Below are 17267 nucleotides of genomic sequence, written 5' to 3'. Positions count from 1 at the left end.
GAGCAGCATGCCCCATCTACATAGCGTCATCCCTCCGTATATTCTTCGTCGTATTATCGAAAGCGGGTCAGAGCCCCAGCAGCGCTGCGCCCGTCAGACATTAACCCACGTGCAAACCCTGATGGCGCATATGCCGGGTAAGCCCGCCGCGCCGCACGTCAATAAAGCCGGTCAGCTTGAGCGTGACATCTACGATGCAAAACAGACCCAGGAGCTGCCGGGTACCCAGGTGCGCTATGAAGGCCAGCCGTCCAACGGCGATGTGGCGGTGGATGAAGCGTACGATTATCTGGGCATCACCCATGATTTCTTCTGGAAGGAATATCAGCGCGATTCGCTAGATAACAAAGGGCTGATCCTCACCGGCACCGTGCACTATGGCCGGGAGTATCAAAACGCCTTCTGGAACGGCCAGCAGATGGTCTTTGGCGATGGCGACGGGGAAATCTTCAACCGCTTCACCATTGCCATCGACGTGGTGGCGCATGAGCTGAGCCACGGCGTGACGGAGACCGAGGCCGGACTGATCTACTTTGAACAGTCAGGCGCCCTGAACGAGTCGTTATCCGACGTGTTTGGTTCGCTGGTGAAGCAATACCGTCTTAAGCAGACTGCCGATCGGGCAGACTGGCTGATTGGCGAAGGACTGCTGGCGGAAGGCATTAACGGGAAAGGGCTGCGCTCTATGTCTGAACCCGGCACCGCCTATAACGATCCCCTGCTCGGCAAAGATCCGCAGCCCGGGCATATGAAAGATTTCATTAAGACGCGCGAGGATAACGGCGGCGTACATCTCAACTCCGGCATCCCCAACCGGGCGTTTTACCTGGCCGCGACGGCGATCGGCGGTTACGCCTGGGAAAAAGCCGGTTATGCCTGGTACGACACGGTGTGCGATCGCAATCTGGCGCAGGATGCCGATTTTGACGCTTTCGCAAAACTGACGATCGCCCACGGCGAGAAGCGCTCCGGTAGTGACGTTGGGGCGGCAATTAAACAAGCCTGGGAACAGGTGGGAGTACTGTAATGCAGGTACCGGAACTGACGGATGACGCCGTGGTTGAGCTGGCCCGGGAAGGCGGCGTCGCCTTTATTCCTAAGCTGAGCGGTCAGCGCACTATCGCCCTCTCCACGCTCAACGAGGCGCAGCGTCAGCGCGTGGTGAATATTCTGGAACAGGCTATCCCGCGCGGGCAGCCGCCGGGCCAGGCGTCGTCTCCGGGCAGCGGCGATCAGCGCTATTTTCGCATTCAGATCATCTGGACCCGGCACAATCAGGCGCAGTATACCGATATTATCGTGCTGGTTCCGGAGCAGGAAGCGCCGGAATCGCTGATCCAGCTGTGGCAAAAAGGCGAAGGCTGCGTTTGCGATTAAGCCTCGGCCCTGACGAACTCGACGCGTTTTTTTGAGATCAGTCCGTGGCCGTTCTGACAGAAGTAATCCACCGCGCCGCAGGCTTTGAGTACCTGAAGCGGCTGGTGACAGTCAGGGCAGCGCGCTTCGAGGGGAATATCTTTATTGCAGCTGTCGCAGTGCGCGATACCGTTTTGCGGCTCAAGCTCTGCGTGGCAGTCAGGACAGGTAATAGACATGCTCTCTCCCGTTAAGTTGGGCCGGGGCAGGATAACCGCCCCGGCAGTCTGAGAATTATCAGGCTTCAGTAGCCGGTTTAGTCTGCGCATTTTCCAGCATGCGACGTACCGGAACAATGAGGACGATCAGCACCGCAGCACAAATTAGCAGCGCAATGGAGCAACGGGCAAAGAGGTCCGGCAGCATATCCAGCTGGTCGGCCTTCACATGCCCACCAATGAGGCCCGCCGCCAGGTTACCCAGCGCACTGGCGCAGAACCACAGGCCCATCATCTGGCCGCGCATTCTTTCCGGTGCCAGCAGGGTCATGGTTGCCAGGCCGATTGGACTCAAGCACAGTTCCCCGAGCGTCAGCATCAGGATACTGCCCACCAGCCAGAACGGCGATACGCCTGCCCCACCGTTGCTCAGCACGTTCTGTGCCGCCAGCATCATCAGCCCAAAGCCCCCTGCCGCACACAAAATACCGATAACGAACTTGGTGATGCTGCTCGGGCGAATATTATTGCTCGCCAGCTTTGGCCATGCCCAGCTAAATACCGGGGCCAGCAGAATGATGAACAGGGCATTAATCGACTGGAACCATACCGCCGGGATTTCAAAATCACCGATCATGCGGTTAGTGTAGTCGTTGGCGAACAGGTTGAAGGAGGTTGGCTTCTGCTCGAACGCGGACCAGAAGAACGCGGCGGAGACCAGCAGAATAAAGCACACCAGCAGCCTGGCGCGTTCTTTGCGGTTCAGACCGGCGAAGATGAACAGGTAGATAAAGTAGAGCGCAACGGAGGCGGCGATCACATACACCAGCACGCTGGCGACCGCGACCGGATTGATCACAATCACGCCCTGGGCAATCAACGTAACGATGATTGCAACACCCACCGCCAGCGCCAGCAGCCAGGCACCTACGCCGTTACGTTTCACCACCGGGCTGTTCCAGGTAGAGTCCAGACCCACTTCAGCGTCATAGCGCTTCATGGCCGGAACGGCAAACACGCGGAAGATGATCAGCGCCACCAGCATCCCGATACCGCCGATACCAAAGCCCCAGTGCCAGCCGTGCGTTTTGATCAGCCAGCCGGAAATCAGCGGGGCAATGAACGAGCCCATGTTGATGCCCATATAGAACAGCGAGAAACCGCCGTCACGACGCGCGTCGCCCTTTTTGTACAGGGTACCGACCATGACCGAGATACAGGTCTTAAACAGGCCGGAGCCGAGCACGATGAACATCAGGCCGATGAAGAACAGGTTGTCGCCCATGATGGCCGACAGCGCGATCGACAGGTGACCAAGCGCAATCAGAATCGAACCGTACCAGACGGCACGCTGCTGGCCGAGCCAGTTATCCGCCAGCCAGCCGCCCGGCAGCGCGGCCAGGTACATGGTTCCGGCAAAGATACCGACAATCGCCGAGGCGTTTTCGCGCGCCAGGCCCATCCCGCCGTCATAGACGGTGGCGGCCATAAACAGGATCAGCAGCGGGCGAATACCGTAAAACGAGAAACGCTCCCACATCTCGGTGAAGAACAGCGAACCGAGCGGATAAGGATGGCCGAAGAAGGTTCGGCTCTCTTTTGGATTAACAGAGGATTGCATAATTCTCCCGAAAAGGTATGTGTCGTGCTTGTAAACACCAGCATGTACGCCGAACGGTTACGTATCCGATCGATTTTTTACATGCGGCGAAAAGTTGGTTAACCATTTGATAACCAGGCGCTAGTTTTGTCTAGTACCGAACCCTGGACTTTAAGACGAAAATTCGACGATTGTCTACTTTCTTAGATATAAACATGGTTAAAAGTGAATAGTGATTGACATCACAGAGACTTAATCAAGGCCTGCTGTCAGGCATAAAAAAACCCGCGACAGGCGCGGGTTTCAGTGGGAAGAGCAAGGCTTATTTGCTTTTCTTAATGTGCTTAATCAAACGCTTACGCTTACGCATCTGGTTCGGCGTCAGGGTGTTGCGTTTATTCGCAAACGGGTTTTCCCCTTCCTTAAACTGAATACGGATAGGCGTACCCATTACGTCCAGCGACTTGCGGAAGTAGTTCATCAGGTAGCGTTTGTAGGAATCCGGCAGATCTTTCACCTGGTTGCCGTGGATCACCACGATAGGCGGATTATAGCCACCGGCGTGGGCATATTTCAGCTTCACGCGACGACCGCGCACCAGCGGCGGCTGGTGATCTTCCGCAGCCATATTCATGATGCGGGTCAGCATGGCGGTGCTCTGACGACGGGTAGAGCTGTCGTAGGCTTCACGAACGGATTCGAACAGGTTACCAACGCCGCTGCCGTGCAGGGCAGAGATGAAGTGCACGCGGGCAAAGTCGATAAAGCCCAGACGGAAGTCCAGGGTTTCTTTCACCTGTTCACGCACCTCGTTGCTCAGGCCGTCCCACTTGTTGACGACAATGACCAGTGAGCGCCCACTATTGAGGATAAAGCCGAGCAGAGAGAGATCCTGATCGGAGATACCTTCACGTGCGTCAATCACCAGCAGCACTACGTTCGCGTCTTCAATCGCCTGAAGGGTTTTGATCACCGAGAATTTTTCCACCACATCGGTGATTTTCCCGCGCTTACGCACGCCTGCGGTGTCGATAAGGACATACTCACGTTCATCGCGCTGCATTGGAATATAAATGCTGTCACGCGTTGTGCCCGGCATGTCGTAAACCACCACGCGTTCTTCACCCAGAATACGGTTAGTAAGCGTAGACTTACCTACGTTAGGGCGACCAACGATAGCCAGCTTAATAGGCAGATCCTGCGGGTTGAAGTCGTCTTCCGGCTCTTCCTCGCCTTCTTCTCCGGTTTCAAACTGCGCCCAGTATTCGGCGTCTTCATCCACCTCTTCCGGCGGGTTCACTTCATCCACCCACGGCAGAAGAACGGTTTCCAGCAGGCTGGTCACGCCGCGGCCATGCGAAGCCGCGATAGGATAAATATCGCCCAGGCCTAAAGACCAGAAATCCGCAACGGCCTGATCGGCATCGATACCGTCAGTTTTGTTCGCCACCAGGAAGGTTGGCTTTTCGCGTGAACGCAGATGTTTGGCAATAGCAGAGTCCGCAGGCATCAGGCCAGCGCGCGCATCCACCATAAACAGAACCACGTCCGCTTCTTCGATAGCCAGCAGAGACTGCTCTGCCATGCGGGTTTCTACGCCGTCTTCCGTACCGTCAATACCCCCGGTATCGATACAGATGAACTCGCGTCCTTCCACCTCTGCACGACCGTACTTACGGTCACGCGTCAGCCCCGGGAAATCCGCAACCAGCGCATCACGGGTGCGTGTTAAACGGTTAAAAAGAGTGGATTTTCCAACGTTAGGGCGCCCGACAAGCGCGACCACAGGTACCATGTTTGAAGCCTCATAAAATTCAAAATAACGTCGCTTTCGCGGCGTTTTTAAAAATGTCAAAACGGCTCCTGAGTGAACAGGAGCCGTTTAGTATACTACAACCGCCGTGTAATTAACGCGTGATCGCGTACAGCGTGCCGTCTTTTGCCTGAATCAGCAGTTTGCCGTCAGCCACAACCGGGTCGGTCAGGAAGCCTGAGCCGTCCACTTTCTGCTGCGCCACGAAGCGGCCATTCTCTGGATCGATCCAGTGCATATAGCCTTCGCTGTCGCCCACCACCAGGCTGCCGTTATACAGTGCCGGTGCGGTCAGCAGACGGTGCAGCAGATCGCTCTGCGTCCACAGCGTCACGCCACCTTCGGTGCTCAGCGCCAGCAGACGGTCGTTCTGATCCACCATATAAATACGGTTGCCGTCGACGATGAAATCGTTCACGGAACCCAGCTCACGTTTCCACATGATCTGGCCGCTACGCAGGTCCAGCGCCGTCAGGTTGCCGTTATACGCCAGCGCGTAAACCACACCGTCAACGATAACTGGCGTCGTGTCCACGTCGCTCAGACGGTCAATTTCAGTTGAACCGGTCGCCTGAGAGATACGCTGCTGCCAGATCATCTGACCCTGCTGCATCAGTACCGCACTGACGCGGCCGTTGTCACCGCCCACAATAGCGGCGCCGAAGGCGGTCGCCGGAGCAGATTCACCGCGCAGAGACAGCGCTGGCATATCCAGGTTAACGGTCCATTTTACCAGACCGTCGGCTTCGTTCAGCGCCTGAAGCTGGCCGTTGCTGGTATGGATCAGCACCAGCCCGTCGCTCACGACCGGACGAGACAAGGATTCACCGGCAACGGCGGTCTGCCATGCAACAGAACCGTCGCTGGCATTGAGCGCGTAAACCTGCGCTTTTTCGCTGCCCACGTACACGTGACCACCGACAACGGTCAGGCCGCCAGAAAGCAGTGCAGGCTTACGGGAGAACCAGCCGTCTTTTTCCGCCAGGTTAATGGACCACACTTCTTTTCCGTCATCCGCGTTAAGTGCTTTGACGGTGCCTTTGCGATCGGCTGCATAGACCACGCCGTCAGCAAACGCCGGGTGCAGGTTGGAATAAAAATCGCCAATACCATCTCCCACGGAGGTATCCCAGGCGGTGGCTGGCGTGAACTGGTTTTCAACCGTCGGCAGCGGGGACATTTTGACAACGTCTTCTTCGCCACTGAACAGTGAACAACCGCTCAATAACGTAACAGAAAGCAGTCCTGGCAGAAGTAATTTACGCAATTGCATTGGGTCCCTCTCAGACGGACAAATTATTTATTTTCATCTGCATCATTTCGCTCAGCGCAGGTGAAGCTTTGCTATCCACGCCAGCTTGCCACGCTTTGCGCGCGCCCGCTTTGTCACCTTTGCTCAGCAGTGCTTCACCGCGGAGATCGGCAACGATGGCGGCAAAGCCTTCGCCTTTGATGGTATCAAGCGTTTTCAGCGCGTCGTCAGCTTTTTTCTGCTGAACCTGAATACGTGCCAGGCGCAGATTAATTACCGCTTTCAGATTTTCGTCACTGGCAGCAGCAAGCCCCTGAGACAGCTGCGCAGCGGCTTTGTCCAGTTCGTTTTTATCAACATACTGCTGAGCCACTTCCAGCGCAGCCAGTGCGCCGTAGGTATTTTTGTTGTCAGCGGCAAATTTTTCCGCGGCCGCCAGGGTTTGCGGCCGATCGGCACTGATTGCGCTAACGGTATTTTCGTAGTTCAGGGACGAACCGCGAGCAGAGTCAGCCTGATGATTGTTCCAGTAACGCCAGCCTACCAGCGCACCTACACCTAAAATAACCCCAACAACCAATGCCTTGCCGTTTTCGGCAAAGAAGCGTTTAACCGCATCCACCTGGTCGTGTTCGTTCTCGTAAATTTCCACGCAGTCCTTCTCCTTAGCCTAATAGAGTGCGCAAGTGTGCCGCAACGCCGTCCTGCGTTACCGTAGTTTGCTCACCAGAGCGCAGGTCTTTCACTACCACTTCGCCGTTGGCCACTTCGGACTCACCCAGCACCAGTGCGATACTTGCGCCCCACTTATCGGCACGAGCAAACTGTTTTTTAAAGTTGCCGCCGCCGTGGTTGGTCATCAGCTTAACGTCCGGCAGCGCATCGCGCACGCGTTCGGCAAGCTGCATTGCCGCAGACTGCGTATCCGCACCTGAGGCCACCAGGTATATATCGACAACAGGATCGGCTTTAAATTCCGGATTAACTGCCTGAACCAGCAAAACAAGTCGCTCAAGGCCCATCGCGAAGCCAACAGCCGGTGCTGCACGACCACCCAGTTGCTCAACCAGACCGTCATAACGACCGCCGGCACACACGGTGCCCTGCGAACCGAGGCTGGAGGTGACCCACTCAAATACGGTGCGGTTGTAGTAGTCCAGACCGCGAACCAGACGCTGGTTAACGGTATAAGCAATGCCCGCCGCTTCAAGCAGCTTGCACAGGCCGGCAAAGTGTTCGCGGGATTCTTCGTCAAGGTAGTCACCCAGTGCAGGCGCATCGTTCAGCAGCGCCTGTACGTCAGGATTTTTGGAATCGAGTACGCGCAGCGGGTTGCTGTACATACGACGCTTACAATCGTCGTCCAGCTTCTCTTTATGCTGTTCCAGGAATGCCACCAGCGCATCGCGATAGTTCGCACGCGCTTCCAGAGAACCGATTGAGTTCAGCTCCAGTGAAACGTGCTCAGAAATACCGAGCGCACGCCACCAGCGGGCAGTCAGCATAATCAGTTCAGCGTCGATATCTGGCCCTTGCAGACCAAACACTTCCACGCCAAGCTGGTTGAACTGACGATAGCGGCCTTTCTGCGGACGTTCGTGGCGGAACATCGGGCCGATATACCACAGGCGCTGCTCCTGATTGTACAGGAGACCATGTTCGATGCCGGCGCGTACGCAACCCGCCGTCCCCTCAGGACGCAGGGTCAGGCTGTCGCCGTTGCGGTCCTCAAAGGTATACATCTCTTTTTCAACCACGTCGGTCACTTCACCGATCGCGCGTTTGAATAACGGGGTCTGCTCTACAATCGGCAAACGAATTTCGCTGTAACCGTAGCTGCCGAGCACCTGCTTCAGTGTGCCTTCAATGCGCTGCCAGATGGCGGTTTCGCCAGGCAGATAATCGTTCATGCCGCGGATGGCTTGAATGTTTTTTGCCACGTTTATTCTCTTTCTATATACAAAAAAGAACCCAAAGAATGGGCTCAATCATACATGGGAAGCAGCCTGCTTCCCATCACGTTATTTTTCAACCTGCTGAACGCTGATGCGCTGCGCTTCGTCCATCATCGTCGCTTTTGCGCGAATGCGGGCTTCGAGCTGGTCGATCATGTCACTATTATCCAGACGATCTTTACGAACGCCATCTTCATAGAGACCACTTTTCTTGTTACCGCCGGTCACGCCCAGCGTGGACACCAGCGCTTCACCCGGACCGTTCACCACGCAACCGATGATGGACACGTCCATCGGGGTGATGATGTCTTCCAGACGCTGCTCCAGGGCGTTCACGGTGCCGATCACGTCAAATTCCTGACGTGAACAGGTTGGGCAGGCAATGAAGTTGATCCCACGCGCGCGGATACGCAGTGATTTCAGGATATCAAAACCGACTTTGATCTCTTCCACCGGATCGGCGGCCAGAGAGACGCGTAACGTGTCGCCGATGCCTTCAGAGAGCAGCAGGCCAAGGCCAATCGCCGATTTTACCGAACCGCTGCGCAGGCCGCCCGCCTCGGTGATCCCAAGGTGCAGCGGCTGATCGATCTGTTTCGCCAGCAGGCGATACGATTCAACGGCCAGGAAAACGTCAGAGGCTTTTACGCTCACCTTGAATTGATCGAAGTTAAGGCGATCCAGATGATCGACGTGACGCATGGCGGATTCGAGCAGCGCCTGCGGCGTTGGCTCGCCATACTTTTCCTGGAGATCTTTTTCCAGAGAGCCGGCGTTCACGCCGATACGGATTGGAATGTTTTTGTCGCGGGCGCAGTCAACCACCATGCGAATGCGTTCTTCATTGCCGATGTTGCCTGGGTTAATGCGCAGGCAATCGACACCGTATTCAGCGACTTTCAGCGCGATACGGTAATCGAAGTGAATATCGGCAACCAGCGGCACGCTCACCTGCTGCTTGATCAGTTTGAACGCCTCAGCGGCGTCCATGGTCGGCACAGAGACGCGAACAATGTCCGCGCCTACGCGCTCTAACGCTTTGATTTGATTGACCGTCGCTTCCACGTCCGTGGTGCGCGTATTGGTCATCGACTGGACGGCGATAGGCGCCCCATCGCCGATTGGCACGTTCCCAACGTAAATCCGTTTCGATTTTCTACGTTGAATAGGAGCCTGGTTATGCATGTAAAATCTCCCGCATTGCCCGTCTGTTACTGTGCTGCTGATTGTTCGGCATTAACGGTAAGACGCGCAACCTGGTTAGTTCTGATAAAGCGGCTCAGATCGACAGGTTTTCCTTGATACTGGATCTGTACCGCTGCCGGTGCGCCGATTTTAAGCTTGTAAGGTGCCTGGCCCGTTAGATTTAACGTGCCATCTTTGCGTTGCAGGCCGCTGAACAGCTTTTTACCTGTTGCGTCAGTCACTTCCAGCCAGCAATCCGCCGTAAAATTCATCACCAGCGCATTCGGGTCAACGGCAGGGGCCGCCGTACCAGCCGGGTCAGTTGGCAGCGACGCCGCGGTGTTATCCGCCTGTGCCGTTGCCGCAGGTGCGGTATCAACATTTGCCTGTGAAGGCGATACCACCGCATTCTGATCCTGAGCCTGGGTTGCTGGCGCGGTATTCGCCGTCGCCTCTGGCGCTGGAGCAGCTTCGGTTGCAGGCGCGTTCGCTGCTGCCGTCTGCGGTTCGCTGGAGGTCGAAGCCCCTTCCGTACTCAGCGGCACGCTTTGTGCACCGTTGGATTGATTAAGCTCAGCGGAGGACTGATCGGCCATGGTGGTGATCTCTTCCTGCTGCGCTTTGTGGTTTTGCCACCACCATGCGCCCGTCAGGCCGACAACCACAAACAGAACCAGCCAGGTAAAGCTCATCAGCCAGCCATCGCGTTTTTTACGACGCTTACCCAGCGAGAAGCTTTGCATCGGCGCCACTTTTGCTGCACGTACCGGCGCCTGCTTCTCCATCATCGGCAGTAATTCGTCTTCAGGGATATGAACCAGTTTGGCGTAAGAACGGATATAGCCGCGCAGAAACGTTGAAGCCAGATCGGCAGGAGCCTTATCTTCTTCAATGTCGCGAACGGTGGAAACCTTCAGGCACAGGCGTTCTGCAACGGCTTGCTGGCTGAGTCCGAGTTGTTCACGGGCGTTGCGAAGACGAACGCCAGTGGAGAGTGCTGCATTTTGATCGTGAGTGGCTTCAGTATTCATTCGCTACAACTACTGGTACGTGAAAATAAGGGTTCAGGTGCCGGTGAGTCACAATGCCACCCGCACCGCGAAACTTCAGGTCAGTTAACCTGGAACAAACAGTATAAGACTGTCGGGCCGCAGATGACAGCGCTGGCGGGCCTTCACGCTAAACTGTTGTTACGTCGTTACATACTGCCCGAAAGTCGTATGAAACGCACCGTAATTATTAATCAGTTGTAATGATTGTGGCTGATTATTCAGTAAATTAATGCTTCACGGCGCAAAAAATGCGCCGTGTCTGCATAATAATCAGACGGTTTTAACCGCGATTGACTCACCCTGCATGCGCTTACGCAGCGTACGTTTGGTACGGTCAATAACGTCCCCCGCCAGCTGACCACAGGCTGCGTCAATATCATCACCACGCGTTTTACGCACGATGGTGGTGAAACCATACTCCATCAGCACCTTGGAGAAGCGATCGATACGGCTGTTTGAGCTACGGCCATACGGCGCGCCCGGGAACGGGTTCCATGGGATCAGGTTGATCTTGCATGGCGTATCTTTCAGCAGTGCTGCCAGCTCGTGAGCATGCTCGGTACCGTCGTTGACATGATCCAGCATCACGTATTCGATGGTCACGCGGCCCTGGTTGGCGTTGGATTTCTCCAGGTAACGGCGCACGCCGGCCAGGAAGGTTTCGATATTGTACTTTTTGTTGATCGGCACAATTTCGTCACGGATGGCGTCGTTTGGCGCGTGAAGGGAGATTGCCAGTGCGACGTCAATCATGTCGCCCAGTTTGTCCAGCGCAGGCACAACGCCGGAAGTAGAGAGCGTCACGCGGCGCTTGGACAGACCAAAACCGAAGTCGTCGAGCATGATTTCCATCGCCGGCACGACGTTGGTCAGGTTCAGCAGCGGTTCACCCATCCCCATCATCACCACGTTGGTGATGGGACGCGTACCGGTGACTTTCGCCGCGCCCACGATTTTCGCGGCACGCCAGACCTGGCCGATGATTTCCGACACGCGCAGGTTACGGTTAAAGCCCTGCTGCGCCGTTGAGCAGAATTTGCACTCCAGCGCACAGCCCACCTGAGAAGAGACGCACAGCGTGGCGCGATCGTCTTCCGGGATATACACGGTTTCAACGCGCTGATCGCCAACGGCAATGGCCCACTTGATGGTGCCATCCGAGGAGCGTTGCTCTTCCACCACTTCCGGCGCGCGGATTTCCGCCACTTCTTTAAGCTTATTGCGCAGCACTTTGTTGATGTCCGTCATGTCATCAAAGTTGTCGCTGCAATAGTGGTACATCCATTTCATAACCTGATCGGCACGAAACGGCTTCTCGCCCATCTCTTTAAAGAACTCGCGCATCTGCTGACGGTTCAGGTCCAGCAGGTTAATTTTTCCATTTTTATTGGGAACCGCAGGAATGGCGACTTCGGAGATATTTACTAATTCAGACATAATATTTTCCGGCCTCGTTGTTACACGTTGTGGCCCTTGGTGGGTTGAAAAGAAACGCCCCGGTAAGCAGTCTGCTCGTCCGGGGCGTTGCATTGTACAAAGTCTGGCGCAGGGATGCCACGTTTGCACGCGGCATTTACGAAATTATTAGCGAGTGCGCGGGCACACTTCGCCTTCAGCGAAGAAGAACGCGATTTCGCGCGCAGCAGATTCAACGGAGTCGGAACCGTGGGTGCCGTTCTCGGTGAAGCTGTCTGCATAGTCGGCGCGCAGAGTACCGGCCAGCGCGTTGTCCGGGTTGGTTGCACCCAGCAGGTCACGGTGACGCTGTACCGCGTTTTCGCCTTCCAGTACGGATACCACGATTGGGCCAGAAGTCATGAACTCGACCAGACCGTCAAAGAATGGGCGACCTTCGTGCTCAGCGTAGAAACCGCGAGCCTGCTCAACGGTCAGGTGCAGCATTTTGGTGCCAACGATCTTAAACCCTGCTGATTCAAAGCGAGCGAAGATGCTGCCAATAACGTTTTTTGCCACCGCGTTTGGTTTGATGATGGAAAAAGTACGTTCAATAGCCATTGATAACCTCTGTAAAATGTTCTGTTGTTTTTGCATACCTGAGTATGGTGTGGCGCGGATTATAAAGAGCAATAGCGCCATTGCCTATGGTTATGCATAACATTTTTTTAAAATGAGACGAAGATTAGCAACAGCCCGTATTTCGCATACCGTATTGATGGTGAAAACAGAGCGGACACTGCTTTTCATCAGGCGTAAATGACCAGAAATGACGGTGGCACGTCCGGCAAACGGCTTCATATGCCGGTATGGCCACGCTTTTCGCTGTCCCCTCTGTTTGCGTCACTTTTATCGCCCCATGCTGGCACACCGCTTCGCAGCCGCCGCAGCCGGTACAGCGCCCGGTTTCCACGACCAGTTCAGCGTTCTCAAACCGAATCGCGTTTTCCGTACAGCTCCGCCAGCACGCGCCGCACAGTACGCACGTTCCGGCCTCGAGAGTGACCTCTGCCTCGCTAAACGCAGAAAACGCCCTGCGCAGTTCACGCTGACCGGGCACGACGCTACAGGCCTGGACATCCTCGCGGGGTACGTGCATCAGCGCGCGGCGGGCGATATTCACCTCGCTGGCGGGTATCAGCTTAAACGCCCACGCCGCTTCACCGCGTCGACGAAGCGCAAGATTGAGCCGGGCAATCGCCAGCAGCCAGTCAGGATACTGTTCTGCGTCGATACTGATAAAACGAACGTGGTGCTGCACGTGCCACAGCAGCAGCTCATTCACCCCGGGCGCGCGTTCAGTAAAAGGCCCAACCAGCGTATCGCCATACAGAAATCGTTTTCGCGGCGTGATGCCGGCGATCGCCTCCGTGGGGCAGACAAACAGGCAGTCACCGCATTCTATACAGCGGCTCTCATCAACCGAAATGCCTGCGTCCGTAAAAGAAAAAGCCTGCACAGGACAGGCGTCCGCACAGGCGCAGCAGGAAGCGTGGCGAAAACGGCGATGGACGCACGCCTGCGTCACGTCCATCGCCGGGGCAAACGTTAATCCGCCCATCAGCCAATACTGAAGAAAACGAAGCGCAGCATCAGTTCACCCACAATCAGCAAGGCGCTGCCCAGCAGCATTGTGCCGCGCGCCACTCTTAAGCCGCCCGCAGCAAAGCACAGCAGACCCGCAACAGAAACGCACCAGCTCAGCAGATGCACGGTGCGCAGTTGCTCCAGCATCCGTAGCGGAGCGTGAGGGAACGTCACTACGGCGTTGTCCATGGCAGTGATGTCCGCCAGCCAGACGGGCTGCATCACCAGACGCACAAGCACCAGCAGCGTGACAATGCCCACCGCCGCACGGACGTTGATGCGGGCATGCGGCGCACAGGCCATGCAGGCTGAGCCGATGATCCCCACCGAGCCGATAAACAGCACAAGCGTGTTAATGTGCTGCCACGTCACCACGGACGCATGCATGTAGATCTGTGCCATGCAGAACACGTCGACCAGACCCATCAGACCTGCCACAACCAGCAGCGGCTTCCAGCCCGGCTTTTTGACAAACATCAGCAGCACGGCGAGACCAAGCGCCGCAAGGTAAAGGCTGGCAAAGATGATCTCACGGCTTAGCCAGGAGCTGGAGACGTGGCGCAGCGCGTTAAGCGCATTAAGCGGATAGCCCATGTGCAGCGCTGAGGCGAGCAGCCCAAGGCTTGCCAGCACAAACGCGCCGACAGCAGGAAGCAGCGCGCTACGTTGCGAAGCGTACGCGCCCCCGAACGCCAGCCAGAGCGTAACGCCAACCGATCCTTGCAGGAACAGCGTAAAAATCAGCAACGGTAACTCATGCATGACGTTTCCCCTCTTTCTCTGCGCCCTGATGCGCTTTGATCACCAGGTTTGGTTTGGTGATGGAGGAATCAGGTAACCCTTTCACATCACAGACCGCACCATACTTCGCCCGCAGTTCATCAATCGGCCCGAATTTAATCGCTTCGAGTGGACAGGTTGCCACGCAGACGGGCTGTTCTCCCTTCGCCTGGAGATCCACGCAGAAATCACATTTGGACATCTGCCCGGTCTGCTCGTTGAGCTGGGGCGCGCCGTAAGGGCAAGACCACGCGCAGTACCCGCAACCCACGCACTTATCCGTATCAACACGCACAATGCCGTCCCCCGGACGCTTATGCATCGCGGTGGTCGGACAGTTTTTGGTGCAGATTGGGTCCGCACAGTGATTACAGGAAATAGAGAGCGTGTAGGCAAAAACGTTATTGCTGACGCCGCCCTGCCCGGTCGGGATAAAGCTCCCGCCGTACACTTCATAAACACGACGGAAACGACGTCCGACCTCAAGGTTGTTTTTATCTTTGCATGCCACCTGGCAGGCCTTGCAGCCCGAGCAGCGAGAAGAGTCGATATAAAAACCCAGCTGTTTGTCGCTCACCGGCGCGTAGTGTTTAAACTGACTCATGCTTTAGCTACCTCCACCAGCATGGTTTGATGGGAATTCCCTTTCGCAAGCGCGGTAATACGGGCAGAACTGAGCACGTTCGCGCAGCCGCCCTTATCGATACCCTGCGCGTCCGGCTGCCACCAGGCGCCAGCCTGCATGGCGACAACGCCTGGAATAATGCGCGGCGTGACCTCCGCCGGGATCTCGCAAATGCCGCGGGCGTTATGAATACGCACGGTATCCCCCTGCGCAATGCCGCGCTTCTGCGCGTCCTGCGGGTTGATCCACAGCTTTTGCTGCTGGGCTTCAATCAGCCACGGGTTGGCGTACTGGGTGGAGTTAGCGCGGTTTTTCCCCTTCCAGGTGATCAGCTGGAGCGGGAAGCGTTTCGCCAGCTCGTCTTCCGGCCCTTCATGGGCAGGCACGTAGTGCGACAGCGCCGGAATTTCCGGATGATGCATGTCGTACAGACGCTTCGAGAAGATCTCAATTTTCCCGGAGGGCGTCGGGAACGGATGATTCTGCGGATCGCGAATGTTGTCTTCAAAGGCGACGAACGGCGCGCTTTTGAAGAGGTGCTGGCGCGTCTTCTGAAGCGTCGCGAAGTCCGGCAGGTTTTCATCTGGCATGGAGAGCCGCGTCTGCTCCCAGATGTGCTCAATCCACGCTTTTTCATCACGGCCTTCGCTGAACGCAGGTTCGACGCCAAGCTTAGCAGCAACTTCCCGCAGCCAGTCGTAGTCTGAACGGCGCTCGAATTCGGGTTCAATCAGCTTCTCTGACAGGATGAGATAGCTTGCGGTGCCCCAGGTTTCGCCGATATTCCAGCGTTCCATAAAGCTGGTTTCCGGCAGGAGAATATCGGCGTATCTGGCGCTCGGCGTCATAAACAGATCGCTTGCGACGATGAACTCGATTTTCGACTCGTCTTCCAGAACACGGGTTGCCTGATGCAGATCCGGGTTCTGGTTAGCCAGATAATTTCCCGCCAGCGAAAACAGGATGCGGATATTGCTGTCCAGCTTCTCTGCATCCTTCAGGCCGTCTTCCGCCGTTACCTTAGAAGCATCATCGGCGGCCTGCACCCAGTTCATTACCGATATTTTGGCCTTCACCGGGTTTTCCGGCATTTCGGGACCTGCGGCAAATTTCCGGTTTGCGCAGCCGCCATATCCTGCCGCCCAGCCGCCCTTCACCCCGACGTTACCCGTCAGCGTGGCCAGCAACGTCGAGCCGCGTGCGGTGCGCTCGCCGCAGTTATGGCGCTGCGGCCCCCAGCCCTGGATCAGCGCGGCGGGTTTGGTGGTTGCGTAGTCGCGCGCCAGCTGACGAATGGTCTGCGCAGGCACGTGGGTGATTTTCTCTGCCCACTCGGGCGTTTTCGCCACGCCATCTTTTGCGCCGCTCAGATAAGCCATCAGGGATTCATTAGCCGGAACGCCTTCTGGCATGGCGTCTTCGTCAAAGCCCAGGGTATAGCGCTGAATAAAGTCGCGATCGTGCAGATTCTCCGTGACGATCACATACATCATCGCGTCCATCAGGGCGTTGTCTGTTGTGGGGAGCAGCGGGATCCACTGGTCGGCCAGGGAGGAAACCGTATCGGAATAGCGTGGGTCAACAACGATAAAGCGCGTCCCGTTTTGCTTCATCTTCTGATAGAAGTGGTTGCTGTGCCCGAAGATCGTTTCCGTCGGGTTATGTCCCCAGAGAATGACCAGTTTGGTGTCCAGCAGCGTGTCCAGAGAGCTGCCGCTGGCGGCGGTGCCGTAGGTATACGGCGTGGCTGCCGCCGTGTTACCCATACTGACCGAGTGATAGCTTTCGAGATAGCCGCCGGTTAAGTTCAGCAGACGACGAACCATTTTATCGCCGGAGAACGTCCCGCCGGAAACCGCCGTACCCACATGAACATAGCGTGAAGCCGCACCGTATTTTTGCGTAATGGTTTTTAAATGATTCGCAATAAGCGTGGTGGCTTCATCCCAGGTAATACGCTCGAATTTTCCTTCGCCACGTTTACCCACTCGTTTCATTGGATATTTTAGCCGATCGGGATGATAAACAAATTTCCGATAAGCCCGACCACGAACGCAGGCGCGCATTACCGGCATTTGCGGATCCAGCGCGTTATCCGGACGCGTTGAAATTCGGGTCACGACGCCTTCACTGACGTGAGCACGAATATCGCACTTACCGCCGCAGTCAAACGTGCTACAGGTTTGCACCACTTTTTCTTCAGGCGTAGCGTCTGATACCGCCGCGTCCTGTGCCTGTGCTTTGCCCGTTTTGATGACAAACGGCAGGGCGGCGAGCGCCGATCCTGCCTGAATAAACTGACGCCGGGATATGGCGGGAATAATCCCCTCTCCCTGATGTTTATTTTTTTTCATTGCTCGTTCCTGAAAATAAAAACGCATTCTCGTTT

16 protein-coding genes are annotated in these 17267 nt (G+C 56.2%); 2 read left to right on the top strand and 14 right to left on the bottom strand.

The features are described 5' to 3' along the window. The first annotated feature begins 7 nt into the window (after positions 1-7). Both IM267_RS12670 and IM267_RS12665 read left to right on the top strand, forming a co-directional pair. Positions 8-1027, top strand: a complete 1020-nt coding sequence (locus IM267_RS12670) for a M4 family metallopeptidase (protein ID WP_063450505.1) — start codon at positions 8-10, stop codon at positions 1025-1027. After that, entirely contained in the window at positions 1027-1377 is a 351-nt protein-coding gene (locus IM267_RS12665; protein ID WP_193033518.1) for a protealysin inhibitor emfourin, read from the top strand. Before IM267_RS12670 ends, IM267_RS12665 begins: the two co-directional genes overlap by 1 nt. Here IM267_RS12665 and IM267_RS12660 read toward each other — a convergent pair. From IM267_RS12660 to IM267_RS12595, 14 genes are all read right to left on the bottom strand, one after another. After that, on the bottom strand, positions 1374-1595 hold the full coding sequence (locus IM267_RS12660) for a zinc ribbon domain-containing protein (protein ID WP_193033517.1): 222 nt from the start codon (positions 1593-1595) through the stop codon (positions 1374-1376). The genes IM267_RS12665 and IM267_RS12660 overlap by 4 nt on opposite strands. Before the next feature lie 58 nt (positions 1596-1653). Then, on the bottom strand, positions 1654-3195 hold the full coding sequence (locus tag IM267_RS12655) for a peptide MFS transporter (protein WP_193033516.1): 1542 nt from the start codon (positions 3193-3195) through the stop codon (positions 1654-1656). Positions 3196-3496: 301 nt separating this feature from the next. Beyond that, complete coding sequence (gene der / locus IM267_RS12650; protein ID WP_193033515.1) at positions 3497-4969, bottom strand: ribosome biogenesis GTPase Der; 1473 nt, start codon at positions 4967-4969, stop codon at positions 3497-3499. Positions 4970-5081: 112 nt separating this feature from the next. Continuing rightward, positions 5082-6260 carry an outer membrane protein assembly factor BamB gene (bamB, locus tag IM267_RS12645; RefSeq protein ID WP_193033514.1) on the bottom strand — a complete coding sequence of 393 codons (1179 nt, stop codon included), beginning with the start codon at positions 6258-6260 and terminating at the stop codon, positions 5082-5084. 10 nt (positions 6261-6270) lie between these two features. Beyond that, positions 6271-6891, bottom strand: coding sequence for a YfgM family protein (locus IM267_RS12640; protein ID WP_063450510.1), 621 nt, complete (start codon positions 6889-6891; stop codon positions 6271-6273). 13 nt (positions 6892-6904) lie between these two features. Next, positions 6905-8179, bottom strand: coding sequence for a histidine--tRNA ligase (hisS, locus tag IM267_RS12635; protein WP_193033513.1), 1275 nt, complete (start codon positions 8177-8179; stop codon positions 6905-6907). Between the two features lie 81 nt (positions 8180-8260). Then, the gene (gene ispG / locus IM267_RS12630; RefSeq protein ID WP_003860619.1) at positions 8261-9379 is read right to left on the bottom strand and encodes a flavodoxin-dependent (E)-4-hydroxy-3-methylbut-2-enyl-diphosphate synthase; all 1119 of its coding nucleotides are present in this window, start codon (positions 9377-9379) and stop codon (positions 8261-8263) included. 26 nt (positions 9380-9405) lie between these two features. After that, positions 9406-10410 (bottom strand): cytoskeleton protein RodZ, encoded by a 1005-nt coding sequence (gene rodZ / locus IM267_RS12625; RefSeq protein ID WP_193033512.1) that lies wholly within the window; start codon positions 10408-10410, stop codon positions 9406-9408. A 291-nt stretch (positions 10411-10701) separates the two neighbouring features. Next, positions 10702-11868, bottom strand: a complete 1167-nt coding sequence (locus IM267_RS12620; RefSeq protein ID WP_193033511.1) for a bifunctional tRNA (adenosine(37)-C2)-methyltransferase TrmG/ribosomal RNA large subunit methyltransferase RlmN — start codon at positions 11866-11868, stop codon at positions 10702-10704. 147 nt (positions 11869-12015) lie between these two features. Then, complete coding sequence (gene ndk / locus IM267_RS12615; protein ID WP_003860625.1) at positions 12016-12447, bottom strand: nucleoside-diphosphate kinase; 432 nt, start codon at positions 12445-12447, stop codon at positions 12016-12018. 124 nt (positions 12448-12571) lie between these two features. After that, a complete protein-coding gene (locus IM267_RS12610) occupies positions 12572-13447 on the bottom strand; it encodes a 4Fe-4S binding protein (protein ID WP_193033510.1) in 876 nt (291 codons plus the stop codon). Then, positions 13447-14235 carry a DmsC/YnfH family molybdoenzyme membrane anchor subunit gene (locus tag IM267_RS12605; protein ID WP_193033509.1) on the bottom strand — a complete coding sequence of 263 codons (789 nt, stop codon included), beginning with the start codon at positions 14233-14235 and terminating at the stop codon, positions 13447-13449. The genes IM267_RS12610 and IM267_RS12605 overlap by 1 nt, the downstream gene beginning before the upstream one ends. Then, the gene (locus IM267_RS12600; RefSeq protein ID WP_193033508.1) at positions 14228-14857 is read right to left on the bottom strand and encodes a DMSO/selenate family reductase complex B subunit; all 630 of its coding nucleotides are present in this window, start codon (positions 14855-14857) and stop codon (positions 14228-14230) included. Before IM267_RS12600 ends, IM267_RS12605 begins: the two co-directional genes overlap by 8 nt. Beyond that, positions 14854-17232 (bottom strand): DMSO/selenate family reductase complex A subunit, encoded by a 2379-nt coding sequence (locus IM267_RS12595; RefSeq protein WP_305040925.1) that lies wholly within the window; start codon positions 17230-17232, stop codon positions 14854-14856. The genes IM267_RS12600 and IM267_RS12595 overlap by 4 nt, the downstream gene beginning before the upstream one ends. Between the last annotated feature and the right edge of the window lie 35 nt (positions 17233-17267).

Origin of the sequence: Enterobacter cloacae complex sp. P15RS (assembly GCF_014895905.1) — a bacterium.
Lineage (GTDB): Bacteria > Pseudomonadota > Gammaproteobacteria > Enterobacterales > Enterobacteriaceae > Enterobacter > Enterobacter quasihormaechei.
Note: the sequence above shows the minus strand (reverse complement) of the source record. Positions and strands in the feature narration are given on the sequence as shown.